This window comes from Allobosea sp. TBD101, assembly GCF_059817965.1.
The window spans coordinates 3,605,351-3,631,808 of the sequence record NZ_CM187543.1; the positions used below are offsets into that span (position 1 = coordinate 3,605,351).

Below are 26,458 nucleotides of genomic sequence, written 5' to 3' on the forward strand. Positions count from 1 at the left end.
TCCATCTGGGCATCAACGCAGGATGATGCCGCGCCCGTAGCCGCCATGGGCGGAGGGCAGCACGGTGCAGACCATGGCCCGGCCATGCTGTTTCTCCACCGATTGCAGCGCCGTGACCTGCTCCTCATAGCTTTCGGTACGGCGAAGGCTTTCGACCGTCCCCTTGATCGATTTCAGGTTCTGCTCGATGCGCTGCCAGCCGATCCGCAGCGATGGACAATGGCGTTCGGCGTAATCGGCGGAAGCCAGCGCACTCGCGGTCTGCGCTTCGATCGCGTCGCGGCGCGTGACCTCGGCTATGGCCGGCCCGGCGGCAACCAAGAGAACGGGGACGATTGTCCAGAGCGATTTCGGCACGCGGGAGGTCCTTGCGGTCAGCAAGGCAGAGTTCGTCGCGAAAGGATGCGCAAGGCAAGAGCGGGATCGTCGCCATCCACGGCCGCCGCGATGCCGGCAAAGTTGCGACCATGCGCCCTGTTTTGGAATCGTTCCGATGTGATAAAGAAGCGATAGGCCGACTTCGCCCGCATGACGAACGCCGCGCCCGTACCGTTCATCGCTTGAGGCAATCGCCATGGAATCCCCGGTCGTGCGGCCCTTCCCGACTCCGAAATCCCGTCATGACGACGCACCGTCGCTCGGCCTGACGCGCCGCATGCGGCGCAACCGCAAGGCGGACTGGTCGCGCCGGCTGGTGCGGGAATCGGCTCTGACGACCGACGACCTGATCTGGCCGATCTTCCTGATGGATTCCAGCGAGGCCCGTTCCCCGGTGGAATGGATGCCCGGCGTCGACCGCCTCAATATCGACGAGGCCGTGCGCCAGGCGGCCGAAGCCGCCGCGCTCGGCATCCCCGCGATCGCGCCCTTCCCCTTCATCGACAAGGCCCTGCGCGACCCCACCGGCTCGGAGGCGCTCAATACCGGCAACCTGATGTGCCGCGCCGTGCGCGCGATCAAGCGCGAGGTGCCCGGCATCGGCATCATCTGCGACGCCGCGCTCGACCCTTATACCTCGCATGGTCATGACGGCGTGATGGAGGGCGAGCGCGTCCTCAACGACGCCAGCGTGCAGATCCTCGTCGGGCAGGCCTTGGCACTGGCCGACGCCGGGGCTGACGTCATCGCCCCCTCCGACATGATGGACGGGCGTATCGGCGCGATCCGGGCGGCGCTCGACGGCGAGGGCCATGAGGACGTGCAGATCATGGCCTATGCGGCGAAATACGCCTCGGCCTTCTACGGCCCGTTCCGCGATGCGATCGGCACCAATGCCACGCTCGTCGGCGACAAGCGCACCTACCAGATGGACCCGGCCAATTCGGACGAGGCGATCGCGGAAGTGATGCTCGACCTCGAGGAAGGCGCCGACATGGTGATGATCAAGCCCGGGCTGCCCTATCTCGACGTGGTGGCGCGGGTGAAGGATCATTTCCGCGTGCCGACCTTCGCCTATCAGGTCTCCGGCGAGTACGCGATGATCATGGCCGCCGCCAATAATGGCTGGCTCGACGGCGACAAGGCGATGCTGGAAAGCCTGCTCGCCTTCAAGCGCGCCGGTGCCGACGGCGTGCTGACCTATTTCGCCCCGCGCGTGGCGAAGACGCTGAAGGCCGGTGCTTAAGCAAGCCAAGGGTGTCATCCCGCACGCGCTGCGGCACGATAGTGCTGCTGCGCAGATGCGGGATCGTCTCCAATAAGGGGGCGCCTTCTCGTCGCGCGGTCCCGTGTCTGCGGCGCATCGCTTACGCGCTGCACCGCGCACGGGATGACACCTCGGCCCCGCAAGCGCTACCGTCACGCCAGCATGCGCCCGCTCCTCCTGTCGATTCTGGCTGCCGTCACGCTCGCCCTCGCGGGCTGCGGCGCCGATTTCGATACCGACCAGACGCGCCTCTGCCGGCAGGCGATCCCGCCGCTCAATCCGCCCAACGCCCGCATCGAGATCGAGCGGACCACCAAGGGGCCCGTGCCGCGCGCGCTCCGGCTGCTCTACCGGGTCCAGCTCGGCGACGGCCTTTCGCGCCATCGCAGCATCGATTGCCTGTTCGCAAGCGAAGGAACCGGGCCGAGCCGTGGCGCCATGATCGGCATCGCCTCGGACGGGCGGCCGATGGCCGATGCGAGCTTCTACCTGCTGCGGCGCTTCTACCTGGAGGACCGGGCCTCGCCCCCGCCAGACCCGGCCGAACCTGCAGCCGAGACCCTGCCGTCGATCCCCGCCGGCCTCGCCTACGGCCTGCAGCAGGGCCTGGGCGCCCTGCCCTCGGCCGCGATCTACGGCATGCTCGCCGCCGCCTATGCCCTCGTCTATGGCCTGACCGGGCGGATCATCCTCAGCTTCGGCGAGTTCGCGGCGCTGGGTGCACTGGCCTCGGTCGTCGGGGTCGCGCTGCTGCTCTCGCTCACGATCTCGACGCCGCTTTCGGGGCTTGCCGTCGCGTTCGCGGTCGCGATCGCCGTCTGTGCCCTGCATGGATTCGCCATGGGCCGCTTCGTGCTGCGCCATCTCGAACGCGCGACCGGCCAGCAGCTGCTGATCGCCACGATCGGGCTCGCCATCGCCATGTCGGAATATCTCCGGCTGGCGCAGGGGCCGGAACTGCGCTGGCTGCCGCCGGTGTTCAACACGCCGATCCCGCTCGCCCATACCGGCAATTTCGTGGTCACGCTGAATCCGCTCGCGCTGGCGCTGGCGGCAATCGGGCTTGGTGCGACGCTCGCTGTCGTCATGCTGATCCGCCGCACGGCCTATGGCCGCGCCTGGCGGGCTGTGTCGGACGACGCCAAGACCGCCGCGCTGTTCGGCGTCGACGCGCGCGCGGTCCACGACGTTGCCGTCATCATCGCCTGCGTCTGCTGCGGCATCGCCGGCGTCATCGTCACCGCGATCTATGGCGGCATGGGCTTTGCCGGCGGCTTCTCGCTCGGCCTGAAGGCGCTCGTCGCGGCGGTCCTCGGCGGCATCGGCTCGGTCAGCGGCGCAGCTTTGGGCGGCCTCTGCATCGCCGCCTTCGAGGCGATCTGGTCGGCGACGCTGCCGATCGAGCAGCGCGACCTCGCGGTCTATTCATTGCTCGCCATCGTGCTGATCTGGCGCCCCGGCGGCTTTTTCGGCGACGGCGAATTGACGCCGCGCCGCGTGTGATGCCCTCTCCTTCGCCTGCCGACCGGATTCGAGACCCGAGCATGAGCGAGAGCTTCGCGATCACCCCCGAGGATATCGACGCCGCTGCCGGGCGGATCGCCGGGCATGTGCTGCGCACGCCCTTGGTGCCGGCGCCACGCCTCTCAGAACTGACCGGCGCGACCGTGCTCGTGAAGCACGAGAACATGCAAGCGACCGCCTCGTTCAAGGAACGCGGTGCGGTCAACAAGCTGCTCTCGCTGAGCGAGGCCGAACGGGCGCGCGGCGTCATCGCGATGTCGGCGGGCAACCATGCCCAGGCAGTGGCTTATCACGCGAAGCGCTTCGGCACGCCTGCGACGATCGTGATGCCCGAGCCGACGCCGCTGGTGAAGGTCGAGAACACCCGCGCCCATGGCGCCCGCGTCGTGCTGCACGGCGAGACGCTCGCCGAAGCCAGCCAGAAGGCGCATGAACTTGCCGGAGCCGAGAAACTCACCTTCGTCCACCCTTACGACGACGCGGCCGTGATGGCCGGGCAAGGCACGCTCGCACGCGAAATGCTGGCGGACGCACCCGATCTCGACATGCTGATCATCCCGCTCGGTGGCGGCGGCCTGATGGCCGGCAACGCGGTCGCGGCCAAGGCGATCAAGCCGGGAATCGAGCTGATTGGCGTCGAGGCCGGGCTCTACCCCTCCTTCTTCAACGCCGTGCACAGGCAGGACCAGCCGATCGGTGGGCCAACGCTCGCCGAAGGCATCGCGGTCAAGACCGTCGGCCAGCTGACCCTGCCGGTGATCTCCGTCCTGGTCGGCGACATCGTCCTCGTCGGCGAGGACCTGATCGAACGCGCCGTCAACGCTTATGCCAGTCTTCAACACAGTCTTGCAGAGGGCGCCGGCGCGGCCGGCCTCGCCGCGATGCTGAAGGAGCCGGAGCGCTATGCCGGCCGCAAGGTCGGGCTCGTGCTCACCGGCGGCAATATCGATACGCGCCTGCTCGCCGCCATCATAGTACGCGAGCTGGAGCGCGACGACCGCATCGTCGCCTTCCGCCTGACCACCAGCGACCGGCCGGGCCTGCTCGGCAGGATCGCGAGCCTGCTCGGCGAGGAAGGAGCCAATATCCTCGAAGTCAGCCATGGCCGGCTCTTCCTCGACGTGCCCGCGAAGGGCGTCACGCTCGACGTCACCGTGGAGACGCGCGGGGCGGCGCATTCGCGCGCGATCGAGGACGCGCTCGCCAAGAACGGCTTCGCGCCGCGACGGATTCTGCCGCGCGGTCTTGCGGAACCGGCCCGCTAAACAAACATTATCCGACGGGCGCAGCATTCCGCGCGCCGATGGAGGATCGAAGTCCCGATGAGCGATACCCGTTATGGCCAGCCGCCGGTCACGGCGCTGGAGCCGCGTCCCTACCAGAACGTCAGTGGCGTTCTCGGCTCGCGACTGTTCGCCTGGCTGGTCGACATCGTCGTGCTGTTCTTCCTGGGCTGGCTGGTCGTGTTCCTGCTGGCCCTGCTCGGCGTCGTCACCTTCGGCGCGACCTGGCTGCTGATTCCGATCGCCACCGTCGCGACGGCGCTCGGCTATGCCGCACTGACGATCGGCGGGCGCAAGCAGTCGACCTGGGGCATGCGCGTCGCAGGCCTGAGGGTCGAGACCGCCAGCGGCGGGCGCCCCGACGGGCTGGCCGCAGCCGTGCATGCGCTTCTGTTCTATGTCGCGGCCGGCACCTTCCTGCTCTGGCTCGTCGACGTCGCCTGCGGCTTTGCCCGCGAGGACCGGCGCATGGGCCACGACCTGCTGACGGGCCTCGTCGTTGTTCGCACCTGATTGAGCCAGGTCAAAAGACCGCGAAACCGCTCCCGATCGGCCGCGCCGCGCTTGTTGCCGGTGCGGCCGATGTTACATTGAGAGTCGGAAGCTTCCGGGGAGCCAGCCGACGTGACGCGCCCATTGCGGGATGCCCCGCAATTCTACCTGACCTCGCCTACCACGTGCCCGTATCTGCCCGGGCGCGAGGAGCGGAAGGTGTTCACGCACCTCGTCGGCTCGCGGGCCCGCGAGCTCAACGACGTGCTCTCGCAAGGCGGCTTCCGGCGTTCGCAGAGCATCGCCTATCGCCCGGCCTGCGAGATGTGTCGCGCCTGCGTCTCGGTGCGCGTCTGCGTCAACGATTTCCGGATGACGCGCGGCTTCCGCCGGGTGCTCGCCCGCAACAGCGACCTGATCGGCGAAGCCCTGCCGCCGCGGCCGCGCTCCGAGCATTATTCCCTGTTCCGCTCCTATCTCGACGAGCGCCATCCCGATGGCGGCATGGCGACGATGTCGGCGCTCGATTTCGCGATGATGGTCGAGGACACCCATGTCGAGACCAGCCTGATCGAATATCGCCGCCGCGGCCCCGATTCCGGTTTCACCGGGCGAGGCGCCGGCGACCTCTTCGCGATGGCCCTGACCGATACGCTCAGCGACGGGCTCTCGATGGTCTATTCGGTCTATGACCCCGGACTGGAACTGCGCTCGCTCGGCACCTTCATGGTGCTCGACCATATCGCCCGGGCGCGCCGCCTCGGCCTGCCTTACGTCTATCTCGGCTATTGGGTCGAGGGCTCGCCGAAGATGACCTACAAGTCGCGCTTCCTGCCGCAGGAACGCCTGATGCCGCAAGGCTGGGAGCGGGTTGAACGCAACGTTTCAACCGATTGAAACGCATCAGCGACGCGCGGAAAACGCGCTTGCCGCCCATCGCTCCTGCCGACACTGTAGCGGCAACGGCCCGCGGCAGACACGCATGACAGGAGCCGCACCGGAGGAATGATGAGCCAGGAACTGACCGACAGGCTGGAGCGCTGCTACACCGGCATCATCCACGACACGATGCGGGCGATGGGCCTGAAGGACTTCGTCCTGCCGCCGGAACTGCGCCCGCTCCTGCCCGGCCAGAAGCTGGCGGGGCCGGCCTTCACCGTCGAGGGCAAGACCGGCGAATTCGATGCGCATGAGACGCTGCTGGGCTGGACCGGCCTGCTCTCGGCCGCCAAGCCCGGCCATGTCTGGGTCTGCCAGCCGAACACCAACGAGATCGCGCTGATGGGCGAGCTCTCGGCCGAGACGCTGAAGAACAAGGGCGTGCGCGGCTGCGTCATCGACGGCCTCTCGCGCGATACCGAATTCATGGTCGAGATGGGCTTCCAGGCCTATTTCAAGGCCTATACGCCGCGCGACATCGTCGGCGCCTGGCTTCCCAAGGCGGTCGACGAGCCGATCAAGATCGGCGAGGTCCGGATCCGGCCGGGCGACTATATCCTCGCCGATCGCGACGGCGTCGTGCGCATCCCCGCCGAGATCATCGAGGAAGTCCTGGAGAAGTCCGAGACCGCGATCACGGCCGAGAACAAGGTCCGCACCGCGATCCTCGCCGGCACCGATCCGCAGAAGGCCTATCTGCAATACGGCAAGTTCTGAATCTCCGCGCTCGTCATTCCGGGCGCAGCGCAGCGGAGACCCGGAATCCATTCCGAAGCGCTCACAAATGAAGTTCAGGCATAGATCCCGGATCGGCGCCGCCAAGGCGGCTTGTCCGGGATGACAGCCGGAGGGAAGGAAACAGGGCCATGACCCACGATCCGCGCCTCATCCTGCTTGATCCGCGCGATAACGTTTTCGTCGCGCGGGTTCGCCTCAAGGCCGGCGAGACGGTGGAGACCGGCGCCGGCCCGGCGACGCTCGACCGCGACATCGCGCTCGCCCACAAACTCGCCCGCCGCACGATTGCGGCCGGCGAGAAGATCCTGAAATACGGCGCGCCGATCGGCGTCGCGACCGAGACGATCGCACCGGGCGCGCATGTCCATGTCCACAACATGCGCAGCGACTACACACCGACCCATCATCTCGAAGACGAACGCAAGGCAGGAGCCTCGGCATGAGCACGATGCGCGGCTATCTCCGGTCCGACGGGCGCAAGGGCATCCGCAACACCGTCGCAGTCGCCTATCTCGTCGAATGCGCCCACCATGTCGCACGCGAAATCGCCCTGCCCTGGCGCGAGGAAGGCGTCCACGCCATCGGCTTCCCCGGCTGCTATCCGAACTCCTATGCCGAACGGATGATGGAGCAGCTCTGCACCCATCCGAATGTGGGCGCCGTGCTGCTGGTCTCGCTCGGCTGCGAGAGCTTCAACAAATACGCGCTGGAGCGGGCGGTGCGCGCCAGCGGGCGGCCGGTGAAGACGATCATCATCCAGGGCACCGGCGGCACCCGCGCCTCGATCCGCGAGGGCCGCGCCTGGGTCGAGGAACAGCGTGCCCTGCTCGATGCGCAGGAGACCGTGCCGATGGCCGTCTCCGAACTCGTGGTCGGCACGGTCTGCGGCGGCTCGGACGGCACCTCCGGCATCACCGGCAATCCGGCCGCAGGACGCGCCTTCGACCAGCTCATCGCAGAGGGCGCCGCCTGCATCTTCGAGGAAACCGGCGAGCTGATCGGCTGCGAGCACATCATGGCGGCGCGCGCGGTCACCCCCGAGCTCGGCGCCGAGCTGGAGAAATCCGTGGCCAAGGCGGCACGCTACTACGCGACGCTCGGCTACGGCTCCTTCGCCGCCGGCAATGCCGAGGGCGGGCTCTCCACCATCGAGGAAAAATCGATGGGCGCCTATGCCAAGTCCGGGGCATCGCCAATCTCCGGCCTAATCAAGCCGGGCGACGTGCCGCCTCATGGCGGGCTCTATTTGCTCGACGTCGTGCCGGATGGCGAAGTCCGCTTCGGCTTCCCGAACATCAACGACAATGCCGAGATTGCGGAACTGATCGCCTGTGGCGCGCATTGCGTGCTGTTCGTGACGGGGCGCGGCTCGGTCGTCGGCTCGGCGATCTCGCCCGTCGTCAAAATCTGCGCCAATCCCGAGACCTATCGCCGGATGTCCGAGGACATGGATGTCGATGCAGGGCGCATTCTCGAAGGCCGCGCCGGGCTCGACGAAGTCGGCACCGAGATCCGCGATCTCGTCGTCTCGCTCGGTAAGGGCGGCCGGACGAAGTCCGAAGAGCTCGGCCATCAGGAGTTCATCCTGACCTACAAGAGCTTCGAGCCGCTCGGCCCAGCCTGCCTGCCGGCGTAAGCAAGGGCGCGTCACGAAGCCCGCTTCCGCCGATCGCGCGGATTGGGTAAGCCTTCGTCCATGACGGGCGCTGCGGGACGGATGAACTGGCGAAGGAGCGCGATCGCGCTCATCGCCGTCTATGTCCTCGTCCTGCAGACGACGCTGGTCGCGCTTGCTGCCGGATTGTCGGCGCAGCCCTCTGCCGGGCTCGTGCATCCGCTCTGCGCGCCCGGCCAGACGGCGCCGTTCGATCCCGCCCCCGATAGCAGCGGCGCGAAACTGCCGGATTGCTGCGCGAGCTTGTGCCTGTCGACGGCGATCGCCCTGCCGCCGCCATCTCCGACCGCCGACCCTGCCGCGCATCGGCCCGTCCTCGCCTTCGCTCGCAGCCTGTCGGCGGAACAGGTCTCGTCTCCCTCCGCACCGGGTTCTCCACTCGGCGCGCGCGCTCCCCCTGTCCCGGTCTGAAGCCCTTCCTCCTTCAGCTCAGACCAGGATTTATCCATGACAACCGTCTCAACGGCGACGGCCGCGCCCGAACGCGCAGGCCGGCCAGCCGCATCGCTTTACCGCGCCGTCTGGCGCTGGCATTTCTATGCCGGACTGATCACCCTGCCCTTCCTCATCCTGCTGGCCGTGACCGGCGGGCTCTACCTCTTCCGGGCCGAGATCGACGGCCTGATCCATCGCGACGTCAAGCGGGTCGAGGCCCGGATGACGGGCGAGCGGCCGCCCAGCGAAATCGTGGCGCAGGCCGTGAAAGCCTTCCCCGGACAGGCGGTGAAGTACCTGCCGGCGGAAACCGCGACCGCCTCGGCCGAGGTCACGGTCCGCAATCCGGCGGGGACGCGGATGGTGGTCTATGTCGACCCCTACGATGCCCGCGTGCTCGGCCAGATCCCCGACAAGGGCACGGTGATGTGGGTGATCCGGCAGATCCACAGCCTCGCCTATTTCGGGCCGATCGCGAACGGCGCCCTCGAAATCGCCGGGGGCTGGGCGATCCTGCTGGTGCTGACCGGCCTCTATCTGTGGTGGCCGCGCAAGCAGAGCGGCGGCGTTGTCACGGTCCGGGGCAAGCCGCGCCAGCGCGTGTTCTGGCGCGATCTCCATGCGGTTACCGGCCTCGTTGCCGGCGGCTTCATCCTGTTCCTCGCGATCACCGGCATGCCCTGGTCGGTGCTCTGGGGCGCCAAGGTCAATCAATGGGCCAACGGCCATAACTTCGGTTATCCGACCGGCCTGCGCGTCGCCGTGCCGATGTCGGACGAGCATCTCGCCCATGTCGCGCCAACGACATGGGCGCTGGAGCAAGCGAAGCTGCCGGCCTCTCAGGCCGCGGGTGGCGATGTGATCGGCCTCGATGCCGCCGTCGCCACCTTCGATCGGCTGGGCCTGACGCGCGGCTATGCCGTCAATCTCCCCGGCGGCCCAAGCGGGGTCTATACCGGCTCGGTCTACCCGAAGGACATGGCGCTCCAGCGCGTCATCCATCTCGACCAGTATAGCGGCAAACCTCTGATCGACATGAGCTATGCCGATTACGGCCCGCTCGGCAAAGCGCTGGAATGGGGCATCAATGTCCATATGGGGCAGGAATTCGGCGTAGCGAACCAGATCGTGATGCTCGCCGCCTGCTTCGCCATCGTCCTGCTCTGCGTCTCGGCGTTGGTGATGTGGTGGAAGCGGCGCCCGCAAGGGTCGCTCGGCGTGCCGCCGCTGCCGGCTGAGAAGGCAACGCTGCGTGTGGTCGTGGCCTTGCTCGCCATTGGCGGTCTCATCTTTCCGCTGGTCGGGCTGTCGCTCATCGTCATGGTGATGATCGACGCCGTACTGACAAGAAACACACAACCTATGAGCGCATAACCGAGGAGCCTGCTTCCCCGAGCAGCAGGCTTACCCACGGACTGAACAACGGGGCGTCATTGCCCCGTTGTTCAGAAAAGAACGCGATCGCCTTAAGAGTAAATCAAGCCGGACCTGCGCAGAGTGCTGCCACTGCTTTGCCGTGGGAGCCCTCATGCTGCGTAACCTGACCCGGATGCCGGCGGACATGTCGTCGGATTCGCGCCGGCAGCTTCTCCATGCCGTGACGGATCTCTTCCTGCTCGACCACGATCCGAACGAGGCCGTGAAGGAGCATTACGGTGAGATCGCGGCCGGCTCGCTCGGCCATCTCGGCGACGAGGACCGCAAGGGCTATGCCGATCGCGTTGCCGCGATGCCGACCCTGCCGCACAATGTCGCGGTCACGCTCGGCGGCGACGGCAATGCCGAGGTCGCGCGCCTCGTGCTGTCGCTCTCCCCGGTCCTGACCGATACCGATCTCGCCGCCATCGCTGTCAGCCAGTCGCAGCAACATCTCGTCGCCATTGCCGAGCGCGCGCGCCTCTCCGAGGGCGTCACCGACATCCTCGTCGAACGCGGCGACCAGAAGGTGCTGCATACCGTCAGCGCCAATGAAGGCGCCGCCTTCTCCGATCGCGGCTTCGACCGGCTGCTGGAGCGTGGCGGGGACGATGCCGCCATCACCGACGCCCTCGCCCGGCGCTCCGATCTCGCGCCGAACCGCGCGCAGCGCGTCCTGCGGATCGTCGAACAGTTCTCCGACGGCGGCAATGCGGCGCCTGCCACTGACGCGAGCGTCTCGCTTGCCCGCCAGGCGCGCCAGCAACGCCTCGAGGTCAAGCTGCTGCTCTCCGACCTCGCCGCCAAGGTGCGCGAGGTCGACGACGTCTTGACCATGCTGGCCGACGAGGATCGCGCCTATCACCTCTCGCAGGTGCTCTCCGAAATCGGCGGCATCTCGATCGAACAGGCGCTGCGCGTGCTGATGCAGCGGGATTCCAGCGGCATCGCCGTCGCCTGCCGCTCGCTCGGCATCGGCGCCACCGCCTTCCGCGCCATCCTGCAATTGCGGGCACGCCGGCTCTATTTCTCACCGCGCGACGTCGATGACGATGTCGACGCCTATGACAAGCTCGATCTCGCGACGGCGGAGCGGACGCTGCGCTTCCTCAAGCTCAGGACCAAGATCGCCTGAGGCGCAGCCGGCCCCGGCCACAAAACCGCGACATTCGCCTCGCTCCATGCTAGCTTCCGACCGAGCACGCTGTCGCGAGGACGCTTTCGACGTGAGATTTCCGCTTCTATCCGCCGCGACGCTCGCCGCTCTGCTCGGCGCAGGTGAATCGGCGCAGGCGCAGGCGTACCTGCCGCTCTCCGGTTTCGCGCCGCTGCCCTCCTTCGCCTGGGACCAGCCCAGCCTCTCGCCGAAATGGGAGGGGTCCTATGCCCGCATCTCTTCGGGCTTCCAGGTCACCAGCAGCAAGCATATGCGCACCAGCGCCGGCCCGACGATCGGGCTGGAAGCGGGCAAGATGCTGCGCGAGGGCAATTTCGTCTACGGTATCGCCGGCGCGATCGACTACGCCCCCGCTGTCGGCGGCTATGGTTATCCGAGCTTCGGCAATGTCGCCTATACTCGTGACTTGGCCGGCGCCTTCAGGGTTCAGGCTGGCGTGCTGGTGACGCCCGACGTCCTGCTCTACACCTCGGCGGGATTGAGCGCGGCCAACGAGACCTGGCGCTACGGCGCGACGGCCTTCTCCTCGCCTTTCAGCCGCAGCAACATCGCCGTGCGACCCGAGGCGCGCGCCGGAGTGCTCTGGGCCGTCACCGACAAGATCACGATCGGCCTCGAAGCCGGCATCATCGGGCAGGAAATCCGCTGAGACGCTGATTCAGGCGGCTGCAACCTTGATTCCGGCTTTCCCGGCAAGCCTTTGATCTGGCGTCATTCTCGGGCTTGACCCGAGAAGCCTTTGCCAAGAGCGCGCTGGTCCCGAGATGCTCGGACCAAGCCCGAGCATGACGCTATTCCTGCCTCACCCGCCGAAGGTATTGCTCTTTGGGAAGCCCTTGGGCGGCAGGCGCCCGGCTTCGGCGCGGTGGCCGAGCCATTCCAGCAGGTCGGCCTGCGTCACCGTCCAGGTGCGGCCGGAGGTGTCGAGCCAGGTCAGGCCATCAGCGAGGTTGAAGGTCCTGGCGTCGGAGAGGCCGCCATCCTTGTAGCGTTGCAGGCGCACGCCCTTGCCACGGCCCATCTCCGCCACTTCCGAGATCGGGAAACAGAGCAGCTTGCGGTTCTCGCCGATGATCGCGACATGGTCGCCATCGGCCGGCGCCGCCAGCATCGCGACATGCGTACCGTCGACATTGAGCACCTGCCGACCCTTACGGGTATTGGCGACGACATCGTCGGCGGGCGCGACGAAGCCCCTGCCCTCGCTCGACACCATCAGCAGTTTCGTGCCCGGCTTGTAGGGGAAGGCGGAGACGATCTCGGCCGTCTCCTCCAGCTCGATCATCAGGCGGATCGGATCGCCGAAGCCGCGTCCGCCCGGCAGCTTGGACGCATCCAGCGTGAAGACCTTGCCGTTCGAGGCGAGCACCAGGACCTTCGCCGTCGTCTCGGTGAAGAAGGCGGTCTGGAGCGCGTCGTCGCCCTTGAAGGAGAAGCTCGACTTGTCCTGGACATGGCCCTTCAAGGCCCTGATCCAGCCCTTCTTCGAGATGACGACCGTGATCGGCTCACGCTCGACCATGGCCTGGGTCAGGTCGATATCGGCAGTCTCCGGCATATCGGCGAAATCGGTGCGGCGCTTGCCGATCGCCGTTTCCGGGCCGAAGGTCTTCTTCACCTGCCGGATGTCCCAGGCGATGGTCTTCCACTGCGTCGCCTCGGAGGCGAGCAGGCCTTCGATCTGCTCCTTCTCCTTGGTCAGTTCGTCGAGCTCGGTCTTGAGCTGCATCTCCTCGAGCTTGCGCAGGGCGCGCAGGCGCGTGTCGAGGATCGCGTTGGCCTGGATCTCGGTGAGGTCGAAGACCTTCATCAGTTCGATCTTGGGCTCGTCCTCCTCGCGGATGATTTTGATCACCCGGTCGAGGTCGAGATAGACGATGAGCAGGCCGCGCAGGATTTCGAGGCGCTTGTCGATCTGGCCGAGCCGGAAGCGCGAGCGCCGCTGCAAGACCTCGCGGCGATGGTCGAGCCAGGCGCGCAGAGCCTCGGCGAGGCCGAGCACGCGCGGCACCAGCCCGCCGGTCAGCACGTTCATGTTCATCGAAATGCGCGATTCGAGCTCGGAGAGCCGGAACAGCGATTCCATCATCAGGTTGGGATCGACATTGCGGGCGCGCGGCTCGATGACGATGCGGATATCCTCGGCCGACTCGTCGCGCAGGTCGCCGACCAAAGGCAGCTTCTTGTCGTTGAGGAGCTCGGCGATCTTCTCGATCAGCCGGCCCTTCGAGACCATGTAGGGGATCTCGGTGACCACAGCGAGCCAGGTGCCGCGGCCCTGATCCTCGGAATGCCAGCGCGCGCGGGTGCGGAAGGCGCCGCGGCCGGTGCGGTAGGTCTCCGCCATCGAGGCGCGGGTCTCGACGATGATGCCGCCGGTCGGGAAATCCGGGCCGGGCACGAAGGTCATCAGCTGCTCGGAGGTCGTCTCCGGGTGCTGGATCAGGTAAAGCGCGGCGTCGCAGAGCTCGGCTGCGTTGTGCGGCGGGATCGAGGTCGCCATGCCGACCGCGATGCCCTGCGAGCCGTTGGCCAGCAGGTTCGGGAAGGCGGCGGGGAGCACGACCGGCTCCTCGTCCTCGCCGTTATAGGTCTCGCGAAAATCGACCGCATCCTCGTCGATGCCGTCGAGGAGCAGGCGCGCGACCTCGGTCATGCGCGCTTCGGTATAGCGGTAGGCGGCGGCGTTATCGCCGTCGATATTGCCGAAATTGCCCTGCCCGTCGACGAGCGGATAGCGCTGGGCGAAATCCTGCGCGAGGCGCACCAGCGCGTCATAGACCGACTGGTCGCCATGCGGGTGGAACTTACCGATGACGTCGCCGACGATGCGGGCGCATTTCTTGTGGACCTGGCCGGGGTCGAGCCGCAACAGCCGCATGGCGTGCAGGATACGGCGATGGACCGGCTTCAGGCCGTCGCGCGCATCCGGCAGGGCGCGGTGCATGATGGTGGAGAGCGCATAGGCGAGATAGCGCTCTTCGAGCGCCGATTTCAGATCGATGCGCTCGGCTTCATCTTCCGGCGGCGGATCGACCGGTTTGCCCATGCTGCGTCAGCCCTTGTGCTGTCCAAAAATTCGCGCCTGCTCTATGGCACGTCGCGAATCAGCCCGCCAGAACAATGCAGGTACGAAGACCCCGGCGCAAACGCGGGGAGTGCGTTTTTGCGCTTAGGCGGTGGATGATTCGGCAGGCGGCGCATTGGCCGCAGCGCGCGTCGCCAGTTCGACCAGCCGCGTCCGCTCCGGCGGTTCGTGCAGGCCGCGCGGATCGAGGATATGGCGGCGCAGGAAGAAGCCCGTCAGCGCAAAGCCCGAGAGGATGTCGGCTGGAGACGGGCGCCGCCCGCCCTGCCCCTCGACAAGGAAGGCCGGAAGCTTCAGCAGACGGTCGAGATAGGGCTGCGCAGCCCGCCGGCTGACCGCCTTGCCGGATTTCGGCGAGACATGGCTGAGATCATCAGGCGAACCAGTGACAGCGCAGCGCGCCAGATCGAGCCCGAAACCAAGTTCGGTGAGCATCGCCAGTTCGAAACGGATGATCAGCGCCGGCGCCATCTCGGCCTCGTCGAGATGGGCCACGAGGACGGACAACCCTTCATAGAGACCGGGATGCGGATCGCGCTCCGGCAGCAGGCGCAGCAGGCCGGCGATGGTGCCGAGCCCGTAGAGCGCGACCGGCGCCGCGATCAGGCGGGCGGCATGGGAGGCGAGCAGCTCGACCTTGTACTCGCCGAGATGCTCGTCGAGCCGGGCACGCCAGGTCAGCGAGACATTGTTGCCGGGCTGCAGCGAGGCCTGCGCCTTGGAGGAGCGCCCGCCCCTGACGAGGCCGAGATGGCGGCCGTGCTTGCGCGTCATCGCCTCCAAGATCACGGCGCTTTCGCCGTGAGCCTTGAGGCCGATGATCGTGCCCTCGTCCGTCCATTCCATAAGGACAGGATTTAGGGCGTGACGCACGACGCCGCAATTTCATACGCGACGTCATCCCGGATCTGCGCTGCTCCGCAGCTTGTCCGGGATGACGGCGCGGTTGGTAACGACGGAGCGCGCCTCACGCCACGTACTGGGCGATACCGCCGCCGAAGGACCAATCCTCGCGCTTGACCTCGACGAGGTTGATGAAGATGTCGTCCGGATTCAGGCCGGGCTCCTTCATGAGATTCTCGGTGATCGTGGCGTAGAGCTTCTTCTTCTGCGTCACGCCGCGCGTATTGGCGACGGTAAGCTGAATGATCACCAGCCTGTCGCTGCGGTTGAAGCCAAAATAATTGGCGTCGAAGACGAACTCGTCGGCATCGTGCTGGTGGACGACGGCGAAGAGATCCTTCTCCGGCACTTCGAAGGTCTCGCGCAGCGCCTTGTAGACGCCATCGATGATGGCAGCCGGCTCGGAAGCCGGGCGGCCGCGGCGCATGGAAATCCTGATCAGGGGCATGGTCTGTCTCCGTCTCGAGGCGCAACCGCGCCTGTCGAAGAGGACCATAGGCCGCCTCTAATAATCTGAATATCCTATCTATGATGATACCAATGATATGATATTATGATTTATGGGCACTCTGGACATCGACGCCGTCGCCTCCTTCCTGCGCGCGGCCGAGCTGAAAAGCTTCACCCGCGCCGCCGAGGCGCTCGGCACGACGCAGTCGCTGGTCAGCACGCGGGTGAAGCGACTGGAAGATGGGCTCGGCCGGCTGCTGCTGCAGCGCCACCCGCGGCTTGTCCGCTTGACGGCCGAGGGCGAGCGCTTCCTGCCGGCCGCGCGCGAGTTGATGGCCGCCCATGGCAAGGCGCTCGCGGCCTTCGCGGTCGCGCCCGAGCATATCGCGGTCGGCATCAGCGAGCAGGCTGTCGGCGCCGAGGTCCCGGCCGTGCTCGCACGCCTGACGGCGCATGATCCTGGCATCGTCATCAATCTCAGGATCGAGCCGTCGCGGATGCTGGAAGAGGCGTTCGAACGAGGCGAGCTCGATGTCGTGATCGTGCGCCGGCTCGCGGCGGGGCGGACCGGCGAGGTCCTGCGCGACGATGCGGTCGGCTGGTTCGCGGCGCCCCGCCTCGTGCGGCCGCCCGATGCGCCTGTACCGCTGGTCAGCCTCGTCGCGGAGTGTCGCCTGCGCCGGCACAGCATGGATACGCTGGACCGCGCCGGCATCGCATGGCGCGAAGCCTTCGTCGGCGGCGGCATGGCAGCGGTTGCGGCGGCCGTTCAGGTCGGGCTCGGCATTTCGCCGCTGGCCGCGCGGATCGCGCCGGCGGGCGCGGTCGATATCGGGCCTGCATGGGGGCTGCCCGTGCTCGGCGGATCGCAGGTCGTGCTCAGGAGCAATGTCGCAACGCCGCGCGCGGGCGCTTTCGTTCGCGAACTGGCAGCGGCTTTCCGGGGGTAGTCTTCACCCCGATGGCGCCGCCCTGCAGCCGTCGGCGCCAGATCGCACCGGTCTCGTCCCCTTGTCATTCCGGGGCGCGCCACAGGCGCGAACCCGGAACCCACGACCGGGTGGGACCTTCAATGACGGGTTGCAAATGGCCCACCCCATCGTGGGTTCCGGGTTCTTCGCTCCGCGAAGCCCCGGAATGACAAAGGTGGTTTCCGGCTCGGGTCGCAGGCCTGAGCCGGGAATGACCGTAGCCCCTACCCGACCACGCGCTCGACGCGGCTGATCACCCGCTTCTCGCGCAACTCGCTGATGATGGCCGAGAGGTGCTTCAGGTCCCAGACCGTGAGGTCGATGGTGACATCGGTGAAGTCCTGGTTCGGGCGGTTCATCGAGACGGAATCGATGTTGCCGTCATGCTCCGCGATGGTCGTGGTGATCTGGGCGAGCGAGCCGGGCTCGTTGATCGACTTCAGGGCGATGCGTGCCGGGAAGCGCTGCGGCGCCTTGTCGTCGAGGTCCCAGCGGACATCGAGCCAGCGATCCGGCTCGTTGTCGAAGGCGGCGAGCGCGGGCGACTGGATCGGGTAGATCGTCACCCCCTCGCCCGGGGTCAGGATGCCGACGATGCGATCGCCCGGTACAGCCCCGCCATGCGGCGCGAAGCGCACCGGCAGGTCTCCGCCAAGACCGCGGATCGGGATCGCGGTATCCGGCTCCTCGCCCGGCAGCTTGAACTTGAGGTTCTCGTTCTGGCGCAGCTCGAACCAGCCCTTTCCGCTGGCGGCCGCGCCTGGCTTGCCCTCGGTCGAACCGCGCTTCTCCAGTTCGAGGTCTGGATAGACGGCCTTGACCACGTCGCCCGAATACATCTCGCCACGCCCGACGGCGGCGAGCACGTCGTCCACGGTGTTGCGGGCAAGGCGTTTCAGCGCAGCCTTGAGCTTGTCGTCGGAGAAGGCGCGCTCGGCGCGGGAGAAAGCGCGTTCGAGGATCTGGCGGCCAAGGCCGGCATATTGACGACGCACGGCGGCGCGGGTGGCGCGGCGGATGGCGGCGCGGGCCTTGCCGGTGACGACGAGCGATTCCCAGGCAGCCGGCGGAGCCTGCCCGTCGGCACGGGTGATCTCGACCTCGTCGCCGTTCTGCAACTCGGTCAGGAGCGGCGCGATGCGGCCGTTGATCTTGGCTCCGACGGCGCTGTTGCCGACATCGGTATGAACCGCATAGGCGAAATCGATCGGCGTCGCGCCGCGCGGCAGGGCGATGAGCCGCCCCTTCGGCGTGAAGCAGAAGACCTGATCGTGGAAGAGCTCGAGCTTGGTGTGCTCGAGGAATTCCTCGGGGCTGTCGCCCTCGGCCAGCAGATCGACGGTGCGGCGCAGCCATTGATAGGCGCGGCTCTCGTCGGCCAGGCCGATCGGCTCGCCGGCGCGGCCATCCTTGTAATGCGCATGGGCGGCGATGCCGTATTCGGCGATGCGGTCCATATTGTCGGTGCGGATCTGCAGTTCGACGCGGCTATGGCCGGGACCGACCACCGTCGTATGGATCGAACGGTAGTCGTTCTGCTTCGGCGTCGAGATGTAGTCCTTGTAGCGGCCGGGCACCATCGGCCAGGTCATGTGGACGATGCCGAGCACGCGGTAGCAATCCTCCGGCCTCTCGACGATGACGCGGAAGCCGAAGATGTCGGAGAGCTGCTCGAAGGAGACGGATTTCCGCTCCATCTTCTTCCAGATCGAATAGGGACGCTTGCGGCGCCCGAAGACCTCGGCCTGGATGCCGCTGGCGGCGAGCTTGCCCTTCAGGTCCTCCTCGATCTCGCCGATGACCTTGCCCTCACGTGCGGTCACTTCCTCCAGCCGCTTGGTCACGGTGGCGTGGGCTTCGGGCTTGATGTGGCGGAAGGAGAGTTCCTCCAGCTCCTCGCGCAGTTCCTGCATACCCATGCGGCCGGCGAGCGGCGCGTAGATCTCGATCGTCTCCTCGGCGATGCGCAGGCGCTTCTCGGGCGGGACGAAATGCAGCGTCCGCATGTTGTGCAGGCGGTCGGCCAGCTTGACCAGCAGCACGCGGATGTCGTCGACGATGGCGAGCAGCAGCTTGCGGAAATTCTCGCCCTGCGCCGCCTTCTTCGAGACGAGATCGAGCTTCTTGATCTTGGTAAGGCCGTCGACAAGCCGGCGGATGTCCGGCCCGAACATGGTCTCGATCTCTTCCAGCGTCGCGGCCGTGTCCTCGACCGTGTCGTGCAGGACGGCGGCGACGATGGTGGCGTCGTCGAGCTTGAGATCGGTCAGAATCGCCGCGACTTCGAGCGGATGCGCGAAGAAGGGATCGCCGGAGGCGCGCTTCTGCGTGCCGTGAGCACGCATGGCATAGACATAGGCCCGGTTGAGCAGGTCCTCGTCGGTATTCGGATTGTAGCTCCTGACCCGGTCAACGAGCTCGTATTGCCGCATCATGCCCATGCGGGCCCCAGCCTCGTCCTGCAATCATTGCAACACATTATTATTTGCACAGGCATCGGCGGCAGCAAGGCGTTTTCCGGAAGGGTCATGAAAAAAGCCCGGCAGTGCCGGGCTTTAGTCGGAAACGGTGAACAATCGATTCACATTCGATCCGCGCACCGGATTTCGTGATCGAGGATCAGTCCTCGTCGTCGGCGCTCTCGGTCGGCGGCACGAGGCCGTCGAGGCCGCGCAGCAGGTCCTCTTCGCTCATGCGGTCGAACTGCACTTCGCTGTCCGGCGTCGCGGCGCTGGTGGGGCTGGCGAGCAGCGGAACGGTCTCCTGCTCCGGCTCGTCGACCTCGACATGCTTCTGCAGCGAGTGGATCAGATCTTCCTTGAGATCCTCGGGCTTGAGCTTCTCATCGGCGATCTCGCGGAGCGCAACGACGGGGTTCTTGTCGTTGTCGCGGGGAACGAGGATCGACGAGCCCGACTGGATCATCCGCGCGCGGTGGCTGGCAAGCAGCACCAGCTCGAAGCGGTTCTCGACCTTGTCGATGCAGTCTTCAACGGTAACGCGAGCCATGGCCGGCTTCTTCCGATCTCAGCGATGCAGGGAATGGATTGAGCACGGCCTTACAGGCAAAGCCACCGCGATGCAAGAAATTCGCGGTGGCCGCGTCGGCCTCAGGCGCCTAAGCGGCGCACCATATCATCCAGCGTCGGCTCGGGCCGGCCTGCGACCTCGCCGCCGCGCGCGCCCATTGCAGGGAGTTCGTGCGGCTTCAGCTCGGCGAAGCGCATCCGCATCGTCGTCGCGACGCCCTCGCCGAAGGCGATCGCCTCGCGATTACCGATCGAGGACAGGAAATTGATCGTGCTGGCGGAGGCGTCGGAGATCGCCGAGCGAATGATCTGCTGGTCGCGCTCGTTCGCCAGTCGCATCGCGAAGATGGTCGAGCATTGCGACAGGATGGTCGGGTCGAGCTCACCCGGGCGCTGCGTCACGATGCCGAGATAGGCGCCGTATTTGCGGCCCTCCTTGGCGATCCGGGCGAGCGCCTGCCGCGTCGGCGCGAAACCGAGTTTGGGATCGGAGGGCACATAGCGATGCGCCTCCTCGCAGAGCACGAGGATTTCGCAGGCGCCCTGACTCGCGCTGGCAAGGTCGAAGGCCAGGCGCGACAGCACCGAGGCCACTGCGTTCACGACCTCGGCGGGCAGGCCGCCGAGCTGGAAGGCCGTGATCGGCCGGCCATGCATCGGAATGCGGAAAACCTGGGAGAGGATCGGCGCCACGGTCTCGTACATGTTGGCCCGGCCGAACATGAAACGATAGCGCGGATCGGCATGCAGCGATTCCAGCCGCACCTTCAGCGAGCGCAGGGCGACGCGGGGCCAGCGCTGCTCGTGCAAGCCGATCAGCTCGTCGATGACGGCGAACAGATCCTTGAGCCGATAGGGCGTGGCAGCGTCAACTCCCCCGGTCTGGTGCGCGTCCGCCGACTGGCGCGGGGCGCCGAGATCGAGCGGGCGCTTCAGCAGGCTGGAACCGAGATCGCGCGCCAGATCCTGCCCGCTGGGCAGGCGATAGCGCGACCGCGCGGCCGAGACGACCTCGCGCAGGATATCCGGCTCGTCCTCAAGGGCCGCCCGCCCCCGGAACACGACATCGGCCAGCTCGTCCTGCTTGAACATCCAGAAGGGCAGATCGAGGCTTTCGCCGTCGATGGTCAGGGCCAGGTCCGGAAAGGCGCTGGAGTATTCGTTGTGCGGATCGAGGATGAGCACACGCAGGCGCGGCCGAACCGATACGGCACGGCGCAGCAGCAGCGAGACCGCGCTCGACTTGCCGACGCCGGTGGTCCCGACCAGGGCGAAGTGACGCGACAGCATATCCTGGATGCTCACGGTCGCGGGAATGCTCGTATCCTGCGTGACATGGCCGATCTCGACGCCGGAACGGTCGCCGAGATCATGGACCAGCGCGAGATCGCCTGCCCGGATGCGATGCGCGATCGCACCGATCGGCGGAAAGGTGCTGATGCCGCTCTGGAAACGCACTCGCCCCTCGGCGCTTTCTTGCACTTCACCGAGAAATTCCACCTCGACCTGGATCGGGTTCTCCTCGGACTCGCTCCAGGCCGGCTCGACGGCATGCAGCTTGTAGACCAGCGCGACGATGCGGCTCGAGCCCAGGTTGATGGAGACCATCCGGCCGATGGCCCAGGCATCACTCGCCAGCCAGTTTCCCGTCGAGACCGCGCTGAGAATCGTGGCACGCGAGCCGTCGCAGGCGATGACACGGCCGAGCGCCCGTTCGGGCGGCTGCTGGCTGTCACGCCGGTCCGGCTGGATGTCGGTTTGGAAGGCCGCGTTTTTCAGTGGAAGCTGCATCGATCTGCGCAAACCCTGCTCTGTCGGAAGTCGACATTACGGAGTTCCGGTTACGATTACCTTCACGAAGAGCGCTTATTCCGCTTCATCGAATCGTAATGGTTCCGCCACTCGCCAGACCGATCACAATTCGTGAGCCCGGCATCACAATCCCTGCATTGAGCCGATGCGCTGCTTTCGTCTAAGCAGGACTTAAAGAACACAAGCGGAGTGCATCATGGCCGATCGGCTGCGTCTTGGCGTCAATATCGACCATGTCGCCACGGTGCGAAACGCGCGCGGCGGCACCCTGCCCGATCCGGTCCGGGCCGCCCATCTCGCCATCGCCGCCGGCGCCGACGGCATCACCGCCCATCTGCGCGAGGACCGGCGCCATATCCGCGATGCCGACGTGGAGCGCCTCGCCACCGAACTGACCCGGCCGCTCAATTTCGAGATGGGCGCAACCGAAGAAATGATCGCGCTGGCGGAGCGGCTGAAGCCGCATGCGGCCTGCCTCGTGCCGGAGAAGCGCGAGGAGCGCACCACGGAGGGCGGCCTCGACGTCGTCGGGCAGGAAGCTCATCTGACACCCGTGATCGCCCGGCTGAAGGCGGCCGGCTGCCGCGTCTCGCTGTTCATCGAGCCGGACGAGGCGCCGATCGCGATGGCGGCGAAGCTCGGCGCGCCGGTCGTCGAGCTGCATACCGGGAGCTGGTGCCACGCCGTCATCGATGGCGAGGCGGCCAAGGCGGAGGCAGAGTTCCAGCGGCTGGCGAAAGGCGCCGCGCTCGGAGCCAAGCTCGGCCTCGAAGTCCATGCCGGGCACGGACTCGACTACGACACCGCACGCACGCTCGCCCGCGTCCCGGCCTTCGTCGAGTTCAATATCGGCCATTTCCTGATCGGCGAAGCGATCTTCATCGGCCTCGAAGAAGCGATCCGCCGGATGCGGCAGGCTATGGATGAAGGCTGCGCCGGCCGCTGAACGTCCGGCCGCGGCCCTTCCCCATCCTAAGGCGGTTCCTGTCCGACCAAAACCGCGCTACATCGCGGGCATGATCCTCGGTATCGGCTCCGATCTCTGCGATATCCGCCGCATCGAGCGCTCGCTCGAGCGCTTCGGCGAGCGCTTCACCCAGCGCGTCTTCACCGAAGGCGAGCGGGCGAAGTCCGACCGTCGCGCGACCCGCGCCGCTTCTTACGCCCGCCGCTTCGCCGCCAAGGAAGCCTGCTCGAAAGCGCTGGGCACCGGCATGAGCCTCGGCGTGTTCTGGCGCGACATGGAGGTCGTCAACCTGCCGGGCGGGCGCCCGACGATGCGATTGACCGGTGGCGCGGCGGAGCGCCTGAAGGCCATGACCCCACCGGGCTATGAGGCTTTCGTCCATGTCTCGCTGACGGACGACCCGCCTCTGGCGCAGGCCTTCGTGGTGATCGAGGCACGGCCAGTCCCCTGAACCGCCCTCTCTTCAAGCAGAAGCCGCCGCCTTTCCGGAGCACCGCTTGGGATGCACCGGAACGACGGCGGCTTTCGAGACGCTACCGGTTAAGCCCGCCGATCAGCGGCCGGTGACCTGGCCTTCCGGCTCGTCGCTCAGCCAGCGATAGATCACGCCGCCGAGCACGCCACCGATCAGCGGGGCGACCCAGAACAGCCAGAGTTGCTGGAGAGCCCAGCCGCCGACGAAGAGCGCCGGGCCGGTGCTGCGGGCCGGGTTCACCGAGGTGTTCGTCACCGGAATGCTGACGAGATGGATCAGGCAGAGCCCGAGGCCGATCGCAAGCGGCGCGAAGCCGGCGGGCGCCTTGCCATGGGTCGCGCCCATGATGATGAAGAGGAACATCATGGTCATCACGACTTCCACGAGGAAGGCCGAGACGAGATTGTACTTGCCGGGCGAATGCTCGGCATAGCCGTTCGAGGCGAAGCCGCCGGCGAGGTCGAAGCCCGGCGCGCCGCGCGCGATGAGGTAGAGGACGCCGGCCGCGACGATGGCGCCGACGACTTGCGCAACGATGTACGGAACGACCTGACCCGCCGGGAAGCGCCCGCCGGCCGCAAGGCCGACCGTCACTGCCGGGTTGAGATGGCAGCCGGAGATATGGCCGATCGCATAGGCCATCGTCACGACGGTCAGGCCGAAGGCCAGCGATACGCCGAGCAACCCGATACCGACATTCGGAAATCCCGCGGCGATGACCGCGCTGCCGCAACCCGCAAAAGTCAACCAGAACGTGCCAATGGCTTCGGCGGCCAATTTCTTCGTGCTCATGAGTGTTTCCCCCAGTGTCGCGCGACTGTGATGCTGTTGGCGAAAATGAAGGCAGTCAATCTGCCACACGGGTGTAAACTACCCCAATCTTGCCATTTCCCCGCGTTGGATTTGCGTTTGACATCCTTTCGCCATCCACTGGCGCCCTTCCCTCTTGCCGCTCTTGCGCGTTGTCGCAGGCGCGATAGTCGGCTAGACCGCGCGCTGGACTGCAGCCTCAGGAGCGCCCGCGTGGCCAACGACGTCGACAGCAAAAGCAAGGCGGCCAAGGATGAAGGCGGCGTTCTCGAGACGATCAAGGTCGTCGTCCAGGCGCTGCTCATCGCGCTCGTCATCCGCACCCTGCTGTTCCAGCCGTTCAACATCCCCTCGGGTTCGCTGATCCCGACGCTGCTGATCGGCGACTATCTGTTCGTGTCGAAATACACCTACGGCTATTCCAAGCACTCGGTCCCGTTCAGCCCGCCGCTGTTCTCAGGGAGGGTCTGGGCGTCCGAGCCCAAGCGCGGCGACATCGCCGTGTTCAAGCTGCCGAGCGACAACTCGACCGACTACATCAAGCGCGTCATCGGCCTGCCGGGCGACCGCATTCAGATGATCGACGGCATCCTGCACATCAACAACCAGCCGGTGAAGCGCGAGCGCATCGCCGACTATGTGACCGCCGACAACTGGGGCCGCAGCGTGCCCACGATCCAGTATCGCGAGACGCTGCCCAACGGCGTCAGCCACCAGATCATCGAGCGCGAGGGCGATACCGGTACCTTCGACAACACGCAGGTCTTCATCGTGCCGCCCGGCCATTTCTTCATGATGGGCGACAACCGCGACAACTCGCTCGACTCGCGTGACCGCAGCGTCGGCCCCGTGCCGTTCGAGAATTTCGTCGGGCGGGCCGAAATCATCTTCTTCTCGATCGAGGACGGCGCCTCTGCCTGGAAGATCTGGGAATGGCCCTATACGGTTCGCTGGAACCGTCTGTTCAGCACCATCAAGTGAGCAAGGTGGGCGACGGCGGGCGCAAGGCCCCGGATACGGCGCGGCTCGAAGCCGCGCTCGGGCACCGCTTCGCGGACCAGAGCCTGCTCGCCACGGCGCTCACCCATATGAGCGCCGAAGGTTCACGGCTGGCGAGCTATCAGCGCCTCGAATTCCTCGGCGACCGCGTGCTCGGCCTGTCGGTCGCCGACCTGCTGTTCCGGCAGTTCCCGCAGTCGGAGGAAGGCAATCTCTCGCGCCGGCTCGCCGACCTCGTCCGCAAGGAGACCTGCGCCGAGGTCGCGCAAAGCTGGAATCTCGGCCAGTTCATGCGGCTCGGCGAAGGTGAAATCCTCGGCGGCGCCCGCAAGAACAAGGCGATCCTGGCCGATGCCTGCGAGGCCATCATCGGCGCGGTCTTCATCGATGGCGGCTACGAGGCGGCGCGTGCGCTGGTCGAGCGCGCCTTCGGCGAGCGCATGCTGAAGCCGGTACGCCCTTTACGCGACGCCAAGACGGCGCTGCAGGAATGGGCGCAAGGCAAGGGCTACCCGACGCCGACCTATAGCGAGCGCGGCCGCTCCGGCCCCGACCACGCGCCGGTCTTCGTCGTAGCCGCCAAGATCATCGGGCTCGCCGACGCCGAGGCGCGCGGCCCTTCGAAGCGGCTGGCCGAGCAGGCCGCCGCCGAAACCTTCCTGAGGCGCGAGGGCCTATGGAACGACAACCCGGAAAGTGACAATGTCTGAAACCGATCAAGCCACGCGCTGCGGCTTCGTCGCGCTGATCGGCGCGCCGAATGCCGGCAAGTCGACGCTGCTGAACCAGCTCGTCGGCGCCAAGATCTCGATCGTCTCGCGCAAGGTGCAGACGACGCGCACGCAGGTGCGCGGCATCGCGCTCTCCGGCACGGCGCAGATCATCTTCGTCGACACGCCCGGCATCTTCGCGCCCAAGCGCCGGCTCGACCGCGCCATGGTAACAAGCGCCTGGGGCGGCGCCACCGATGCCGACCTGATCGGCGTGCTGATCGACGTCGCGCGCTTCGACCATGAGGAGAACACGGCGCTGTTCGAGCGGCTTGCCGAGCTGAAGCAGCCGAAATTCCTGATCCTCAACAAGATCGACACGGTGCCGAAGGAGAAGCTGCTCGAAATCACTGCCAAGGTGAACGAGCGCGGCAGCTTCGAGACGACCTTCATGGTCGCGGCGCTGACCGGCTACGGCGTCAAGGACATCCTGGCCTGGCTGGAGAAGCGCCTGCCGCTCGGGCCCTGGCTCTATCCGGAGGACCAGATCTCGGACGCACCGCTGCGCTTCCTCGCCGCCGAGATCACCCGCGAGAAGATGTTCGAGCGGCTGCATGACGAACTGCCCTATCGCTCCACCGTCGAGACCGAGAGCTGGCAGCAGAAGCCGGACGGCTCCGTGCGCATCGAGCAGACGATTTATGTCGAGCGCGAGGGCCAGCGGAAGATCGTGCTCGGCGAAGGCGGGCAGACGATCAAGGCGATCGGCCAGAAGGCGCGCGTCGAGATCGCCGAGGCGGCCGAGGCCAAGGTCCATCTCTTCCTGTTCGTGAAGGTGCGCGAGAACTGGAGCGACGATCCGGAGCGCTACCGCGAGATGGGGCTGGAATTCCCCAAGGGCAAAGCCTGAGCGACGCAGC

At 66.6% G+C, this 26,458-nt stretch carries 26 protein-coding genes; 18 read left to right on the plus strand and 8 right to left on the minus strand.

The genetic code is table 11. The annotated features are described in order from the left end of the window. Window positions 1–12 precede the first annotated feature (12 nt). Complete coding sequence (locus AC6RIC_RS17535; RefSeq protein WP_499733275.1) at window positions 13–576, minus strand: hypothetical protein; 564 nt, start codon at window positions 574–576, stop codon at window positions 13–15. Between AC6RIC_RS17535 and hemB the strand changes: the two genes are divergently transcribed. From hemB to AC6RIC_RS17595, 12 genes are all read left to right on the plus strand, one after another. Further along, window positions 575–1,624: a porphobilinogen synthase gene (hemB, locus tag AC6RIC_RS17540; RefSeq protein WP_499733276.1), complete on the plus strand. Its 1,050-nt coding sequence runs from the start codon at window positions 575–577 to the stop codon at window positions 1,622–1,624. The genes AC6RIC_RS17535 and hemB overlap by 2 nt on opposite strands. A 144-nt stretch (window positions 1,625–1,768) precedes the next feature. Further along, window positions 1,769–3,148, plus strand: a complete 1,380-nt coding sequence (locus AC6RIC_RS17545) for a branched-chain amino acid ABC transporter permease (RefSeq protein WP_499733277.1) — start codon at window positions 1,769–1,771, stop codon at window positions 3,146–3,148. Window positions 3,149–3,189: 41 nt separating this feature from the next. Next, window positions 3,190–4,434, plus strand: a complete 1,245-nt coding sequence (locus AC6RIC_RS17550; RefSeq protein ID WP_499733278.1) for a threonine ammonia-lyase — start codon at window positions 3,190–3,192, stop codon at window positions 4,432–4,434. A gap of 57 nt (window positions 4,435–4,491) precedes the next feature. Continuing rightward, window positions 4,492–4,965 carry an RDD family protein gene (locus AC6RIC_RS17555; protein ID WP_454657456.1) on the plus strand — a complete coding sequence of 158 codons (474 nt, stop codon included), beginning with the start codon at window positions 4,492–4,494 and terminating at the stop codon, window positions 4,963–4,965. Window positions 4,966–5,076: 111 nt separating this feature from the next. Continuing rightward, window positions 5,077–5,841 (plus strand): arginyltransferase, encoded by a 765-nt coding sequence (locus tag AC6RIC_RS17560; protein ID WP_454657457.1) that lies wholly within the window; start codon window positions 5,077–5,079, stop codon window positions 5,839–5,841. 111 nt (window positions 5,842–5,952) lie between these two features. Further along, window positions 5,953–6,600: an RraA family protein gene (locus tag AC6RIC_RS17565; protein WP_499733279.1), complete on the plus strand. Its 648-nt coding sequence runs from the start codon at window positions 5,953–5,955 to the stop codon at window positions 6,598–6,600. 149 nt (window positions 6,601–6,749) lie between these two features. Further along, window positions 6,750–7,064: a UxaA family hydrolase gene (locus AC6RIC_RS17570; protein ID WP_499733280.1), complete on the plus strand. Its 315-nt coding sequence runs from the start codon at window positions 6,750–6,752 to the stop codon at window positions 7,062–7,064. Next, the gene (locus AC6RIC_RS17575; protein ID WP_499733281.1) at window positions 7,061–8,257 is read left to right on the plus strand and encodes a UxaA family hydrolase; all 1,197 of its coding nucleotides are present in this window, start codon (window positions 7,061–7,063) and stop codon (window positions 8,255–8,257) included. The genes AC6RIC_RS17570 and AC6RIC_RS17575 overlap by 4 nt, the downstream gene beginning before the upstream one ends. Window positions 8,258–8,338: 81 nt before the next feature. Next, window positions 8,339–8,707 (plus strand): hypothetical protein, encoded by a 369-nt coding sequence (locus AC6RIC_RS17580; protein ID WP_499733282.1) that lies wholly within the window; start codon window positions 8,339–8,341, stop codon window positions 8,705–8,707. 36 nt (window positions 8,708–8,743) lie between these two features. Further along, the gene (locus tag AC6RIC_RS17585; RefSeq protein WP_499733283.1) at window positions 8,744–10,105 is read left to right on the plus strand and encodes a PepSY-associated TM helix domain-containing protein; all 1,362 of its coding nucleotides are present in this window, start codon (window positions 8,744–8,746) and stop codon (window positions 10,103–10,105) included. A gap of 154 nt (window positions 10,106–10,259) precedes the next feature. Beyond that, window positions 10,260–11,282: a DUF2336 domain-containing protein gene (locus AC6RIC_RS17590; RefSeq protein WP_454657463.1), complete on the plus strand. Its 1,023-nt coding sequence runs from the start codon at window positions 10,260–10,262 to the stop codon at window positions 11,280–11,282. Between the two features lie 91 nt (window positions 11,283–11,373). Further along, window positions 11,374–11,973 (plus strand): outer membrane protein, encoded by a 600-nt coding sequence (locus AC6RIC_RS17595; protein ID WP_499733284.1) that lies wholly within the window; start codon window positions 11,374–11,376, stop codon window positions 11,971–11,973. 153 nt (window positions 11,974–12,126) lie between these two features. On the opposite strand, the gene parC is transcribed toward AC6RIC_RS17595, so the two are convergent. The 3 genes from parC to AC6RIC_RS17610 all read right to left on the minus strand — a co-directional run bounded on the left by parC (window position 12,127) and on the right by AC6RIC_RS17610 (window position 15,763). Then, on the minus strand, window positions 12,127–14,373 hold the full coding sequence (parC, locus tag AC6RIC_RS17600) for a DNA topoisomerase IV subunit A (protein WP_454657465.1): 2,247 nt from the start codon (window positions 14,371–14,373) through the stop codon (window positions 12,127–12,129). A 123-nt stretch (window positions 14,374–14,496) separates the two neighbouring features. Further along, on the minus strand, window positions 14,497–15,258 hold the full coding sequence (gene recO, locus AC6RIC_RS17605; RefSeq protein ID WP_499733285.1) for a DNA repair protein RecO: 762 nt from the start codon (window positions 15,256–15,258) through the stop codon (window positions 14,497–14,499). A gap of 121 nt (window positions 15,259–15,379) precedes the next feature. Continuing rightward, a complete protein-coding gene (locus AC6RIC_RS17610) occupies window positions 15,380–15,763 on the minus strand; it encodes a tautomerase family protein (RefSeq protein ID WP_499733286.1) in 384 nt (127 codons plus the stop codon). Window positions 15,764–15,875: 112 nt separating this feature from the next. Between AC6RIC_RS17610 and AC6RIC_RS17615 the strand changes: the two genes are divergently transcribed. Next, window positions 15,876–16,715, plus strand: coding sequence for a LysR family transcriptional regulator (locus tag AC6RIC_RS17615; RefSeq protein WP_499733287.1), 840 nt, complete (start codon window positions 15,876–15,878; stop codon window positions 16,713–16,715). Window positions 16,716–16,960: 245 nt separating this feature from the next. On the opposite strand, the gene AC6RIC_RS17620 is transcribed toward AC6RIC_RS17615, so the two are convergent. The 3 genes from AC6RIC_RS17620 to AC6RIC_RS17630 form a co-directional block, all read right to left on the minus strand. Then, window positions 16,961–19,171: a RelA/SpoT family protein gene (locus AC6RIC_RS17620; RefSeq protein ID WP_454659012.1), complete on the minus strand. Its 2,211-nt coding sequence runs from the start codon at window positions 19,169–19,171 to the stop codon at window positions 16,961–16,963. A 184-nt stretch (window positions 19,172–19,355) separates the two neighbouring features. Then, window positions 19,356–19,745: a DNA-directed RNA polymerase subunit omega gene (gene rpoZ / locus AC6RIC_RS17625; RefSeq protein WP_291651738.1), complete on the minus strand. Its 390-nt coding sequence runs from the start codon at window positions 19,743–19,745 to the stop codon at window positions 19,356–19,358. A gap of 101 nt (window positions 19,746–19,846) precedes the next feature. After that, complete coding sequence (locus tag AC6RIC_RS17630; protein WP_499733288.1) at window positions 19,847–21,556, minus strand: ATP-binding protein; 1,710 nt, start codon at window positions 21,554–21,556, stop codon at window positions 19,847–19,849. Between the two features lie 217 nt (window positions 21,557–21,773). Here AC6RIC_RS17630 and AC6RIC_RS17635 point away from each other — a divergent pair, with 217 nt between their 5' ends. Both AC6RIC_RS17635 and acpS read left to right on the plus strand, forming a co-directional pair. Continuing rightward, window positions 21,774–22,523: a pyridoxine 5'-phosphate synthase gene (locus AC6RIC_RS17635; RefSeq protein WP_499733289.1), complete on the plus strand. Its 750-nt coding sequence runs from the start codon at window positions 21,774–21,776 to the stop codon at window positions 22,521–22,523. Between the two features lie 70 nt (window positions 22,524–22,593). After that, window positions 22,594–22,995, plus strand: coding sequence for a holo-ACP synthase (gene acpS / locus AC6RIC_RS17640; protein WP_454657471.1), 402 nt, complete (start codon window positions 22,594–22,596; stop codon window positions 22,993–22,995). A 102-nt stretch (window positions 22,996–23,097) separates the two neighbouring features. On the opposite strand, the gene aqpZ is transcribed toward acpS, so the two are convergent. Further along, window positions 23,098–23,811: an aquaporin Z gene (gene aqpZ, locus AC6RIC_RS17645; protein ID WP_499733290.1), complete on the minus strand. Its 714-nt coding sequence runs from the start codon at window positions 23,809–23,811 to the stop codon at window positions 23,098–23,100. Window positions 23,812–24,042: 231 nt separating this feature from the next. Here aqpZ and lepB point away from each other — a divergent pair, with 231 nt between their 5' ends. The 3 genes from lepB to era are packed head-to-tail and all read left to right on the plus strand — an operon-like array spanning window position 24,043 to window position 26,448. Further along, the gene (gene lepB, locus AC6RIC_RS17650; RefSeq protein WP_454657473.1) at window positions 24,043–24,810 is read left to right on the plus strand and encodes a signal peptidase I; all 768 of its coding nucleotides are present in this window, start codon (window positions 24,043–24,045) and stop codon (window positions 24,808–24,810) included. Window positions 24,811–24,815: 5 nt separating this feature from the next. Further along, the gene (gene rnc, locus AC6RIC_RS17655) at window positions 24,816–25,538 is read left to right on the plus strand and encodes a ribonuclease III (RefSeq protein ID WP_454659013.1); all 723 of its coding nucleotides are present in this window, start codon (window positions 24,816–24,818) and stop codon (window positions 25,536–25,538) included. Next, window positions 25,531–26,448 carry a GTPase Era gene (gene era, locus AC6RIC_RS17660; RefSeq protein WP_499733291.1) on the plus strand — a complete coding sequence of 306 codons (918 nt, stop codon included), beginning with the start codon at window positions 25,531–25,533 and terminating at the stop codon, window positions 26,446–26,448. The genes rnc and era overlap by 8 nt, the downstream gene beginning before the upstream one ends. Window positions 26,449–26,458: the final 10 nt, after the last annotated feature.

What these genes read in the sequence shown, in the direction of transcription:
- parC (WP_454657465.1), bottom strand. Translation starts at nt 14,373, where the DNA reads ATGGGCAAACCGGTCGATCCGCCGCCGGAAGATGAAGCCGAGCGCATC.
- AC6RIC_RS17630 (WP_499733288.1), bottom strand. Translation starts at nt 21,556, where the DNA reads ATGCAGCTTCCACTGAAAAACGCGGCCTTCCAAACCGACATCCAGCCG.
- AC6RIC_RS17575 (WP_499733281.1), top strand. Translation starts at nt 7,061, where the DNA reads ATGAGCACGATGCGCGGCTATCTCCGGTCCGACGGGCGCAAGGGCATC.
- AC6RIC_RS17535 (WP_499733275.1), bottom strand. Translation starts at nt 576, where the DNA reads ATGGCGATTGCCTCAAGCGATGAACGGTACGGGCGCGGCGTTCGTCAT.
- AC6RIC_RS17635 (WP_499733289.1), top strand. Translation starts at nt 21,774, where the DNA reads ATGGCCGATCGGCTGCGTCTTGGCGTCAATATCGACCATGTCGCCACG.
- aqpZ (WP_499733290.1), bottom strand. Translation starts at nt 23,811, where the DNA reads ATGAGCACGAAGAAATTGGCCGCCGAAGCCATTGGCACGTTCTGGTTG.
- AC6RIC_RS17565 (WP_499733279.1), top strand. Translation starts at nt 5,953, where the DNA reads ATGAGCCAGGAACTGACCGACAGGCTGGAGCGCTGCTACACCGGCATC.
- AC6RIC_RS17550 (WP_499733278.1), top strand. Translation starts at nt 3,190, where the DNA reads ATGAGCGAGAGCTTCGCGATCACCCCCGAGGATATCGACGCCGCTGCC.
- AC6RIC_RS17610 (WP_499733286.1), bottom strand. Translation starts at nt 15,763, where the DNA reads ATGCCCCTGATCAGGATTTCCATGCGCCGCGGCCGCCCGGCTTCCGAG.
- acpS (WP_454657471.1), top strand. Translation starts at nt 22,594, where the DNA reads ATGATCCTCGGTATCGGCTCCGATCTCTGCGATATCCGCCGCATCGAG.
- AC6RIC_RS17620 (WP_454659012.1), bottom strand. Translation starts at nt 19,171, where the DNA reads ATGATGCGGCAATACGAGCTCGTTGACCGGGTCAGGAGCTACAATCCG.
- AC6RIC_RS17615 (WP_499733287.1), top strand. Translation starts at nt 15,876, where the DNA reads ATGGGCACTCTGGACATCGACGCCGTCGCCTCCTTCCTGCGCGCGGCC.
- AC6RIC_RS17570 (WP_499733280.1), top strand. Translation starts at nt 6,750, where the DNA reads ATGACCCACGATCCGCGCCTCATCCTGCTTGATCCGCGCGATAACGTT.
- recO (WP_499733285.1), bottom strand. Translation starts at nt 15,258, where the DNA reads ATGGAATGGACGGACGAGGGCACGATCATCGGCCTCAAGGCTCACGGC.
- AC6RIC_RS17555 (WP_454657456.1), top strand. Translation starts at nt 4,492, where the DNA reads ATGAGCGATACCCGTTATGGCCAGCCGCCGGTCACGGCGCTGGAGCCG.
- AC6RIC_RS17580 (WP_499733282.1), top strand. Translation starts at nt 8,339, where the DNA reads ATGAACTGGCGAAGGAGCGCGATCGCGCTCATCGCCGTCTATGTCCTC.
- hemB (WP_499733276.1), top strand. Translation starts at nt 575, where the DNA reads ATGGAATCCCCGGTCGTGCGGCCCTTCCCGACTCCGAAATCCCGTCAT.
- AC6RIC_RS17545 (WP_499733277.1), top strand. Translation starts at nt 1,769, where the DNA reads ATGACACCTCGGCCCCGCAAGCGCTACCGTCACGCCAGCATGCGCCCG.
- era (WP_499733291.1), top strand. Translation starts at nt 25,531, where the DNA reads ATGTCTGAAACCGATCAAGCCACGCGCTGCGGCTTCGTCGCGCTGATC.
- AC6RIC_RS17585 (WP_499733283.1), top strand. Translation starts at nt 8,744, where the DNA reads ATGACAACCGTCTCAACGGCGACGGCCGCGCCCGAACGCGCAGGCCGG.
- AC6RIC_RS17590 (WP_454657463.1), top strand. Translation starts at nt 10,260, where the DNA reads ATGCTGCGTAACCTGACCCGGATGCCGGCGGACATGTCGTCGGATTCG.
- rpoZ (WP_291651738.1), bottom strand. Translation starts at nt 19,745, where the DNA reads ATGGCTCGCGTTACCGTTGAAGACTGCATCGACAAGGTCGAGAACCGC.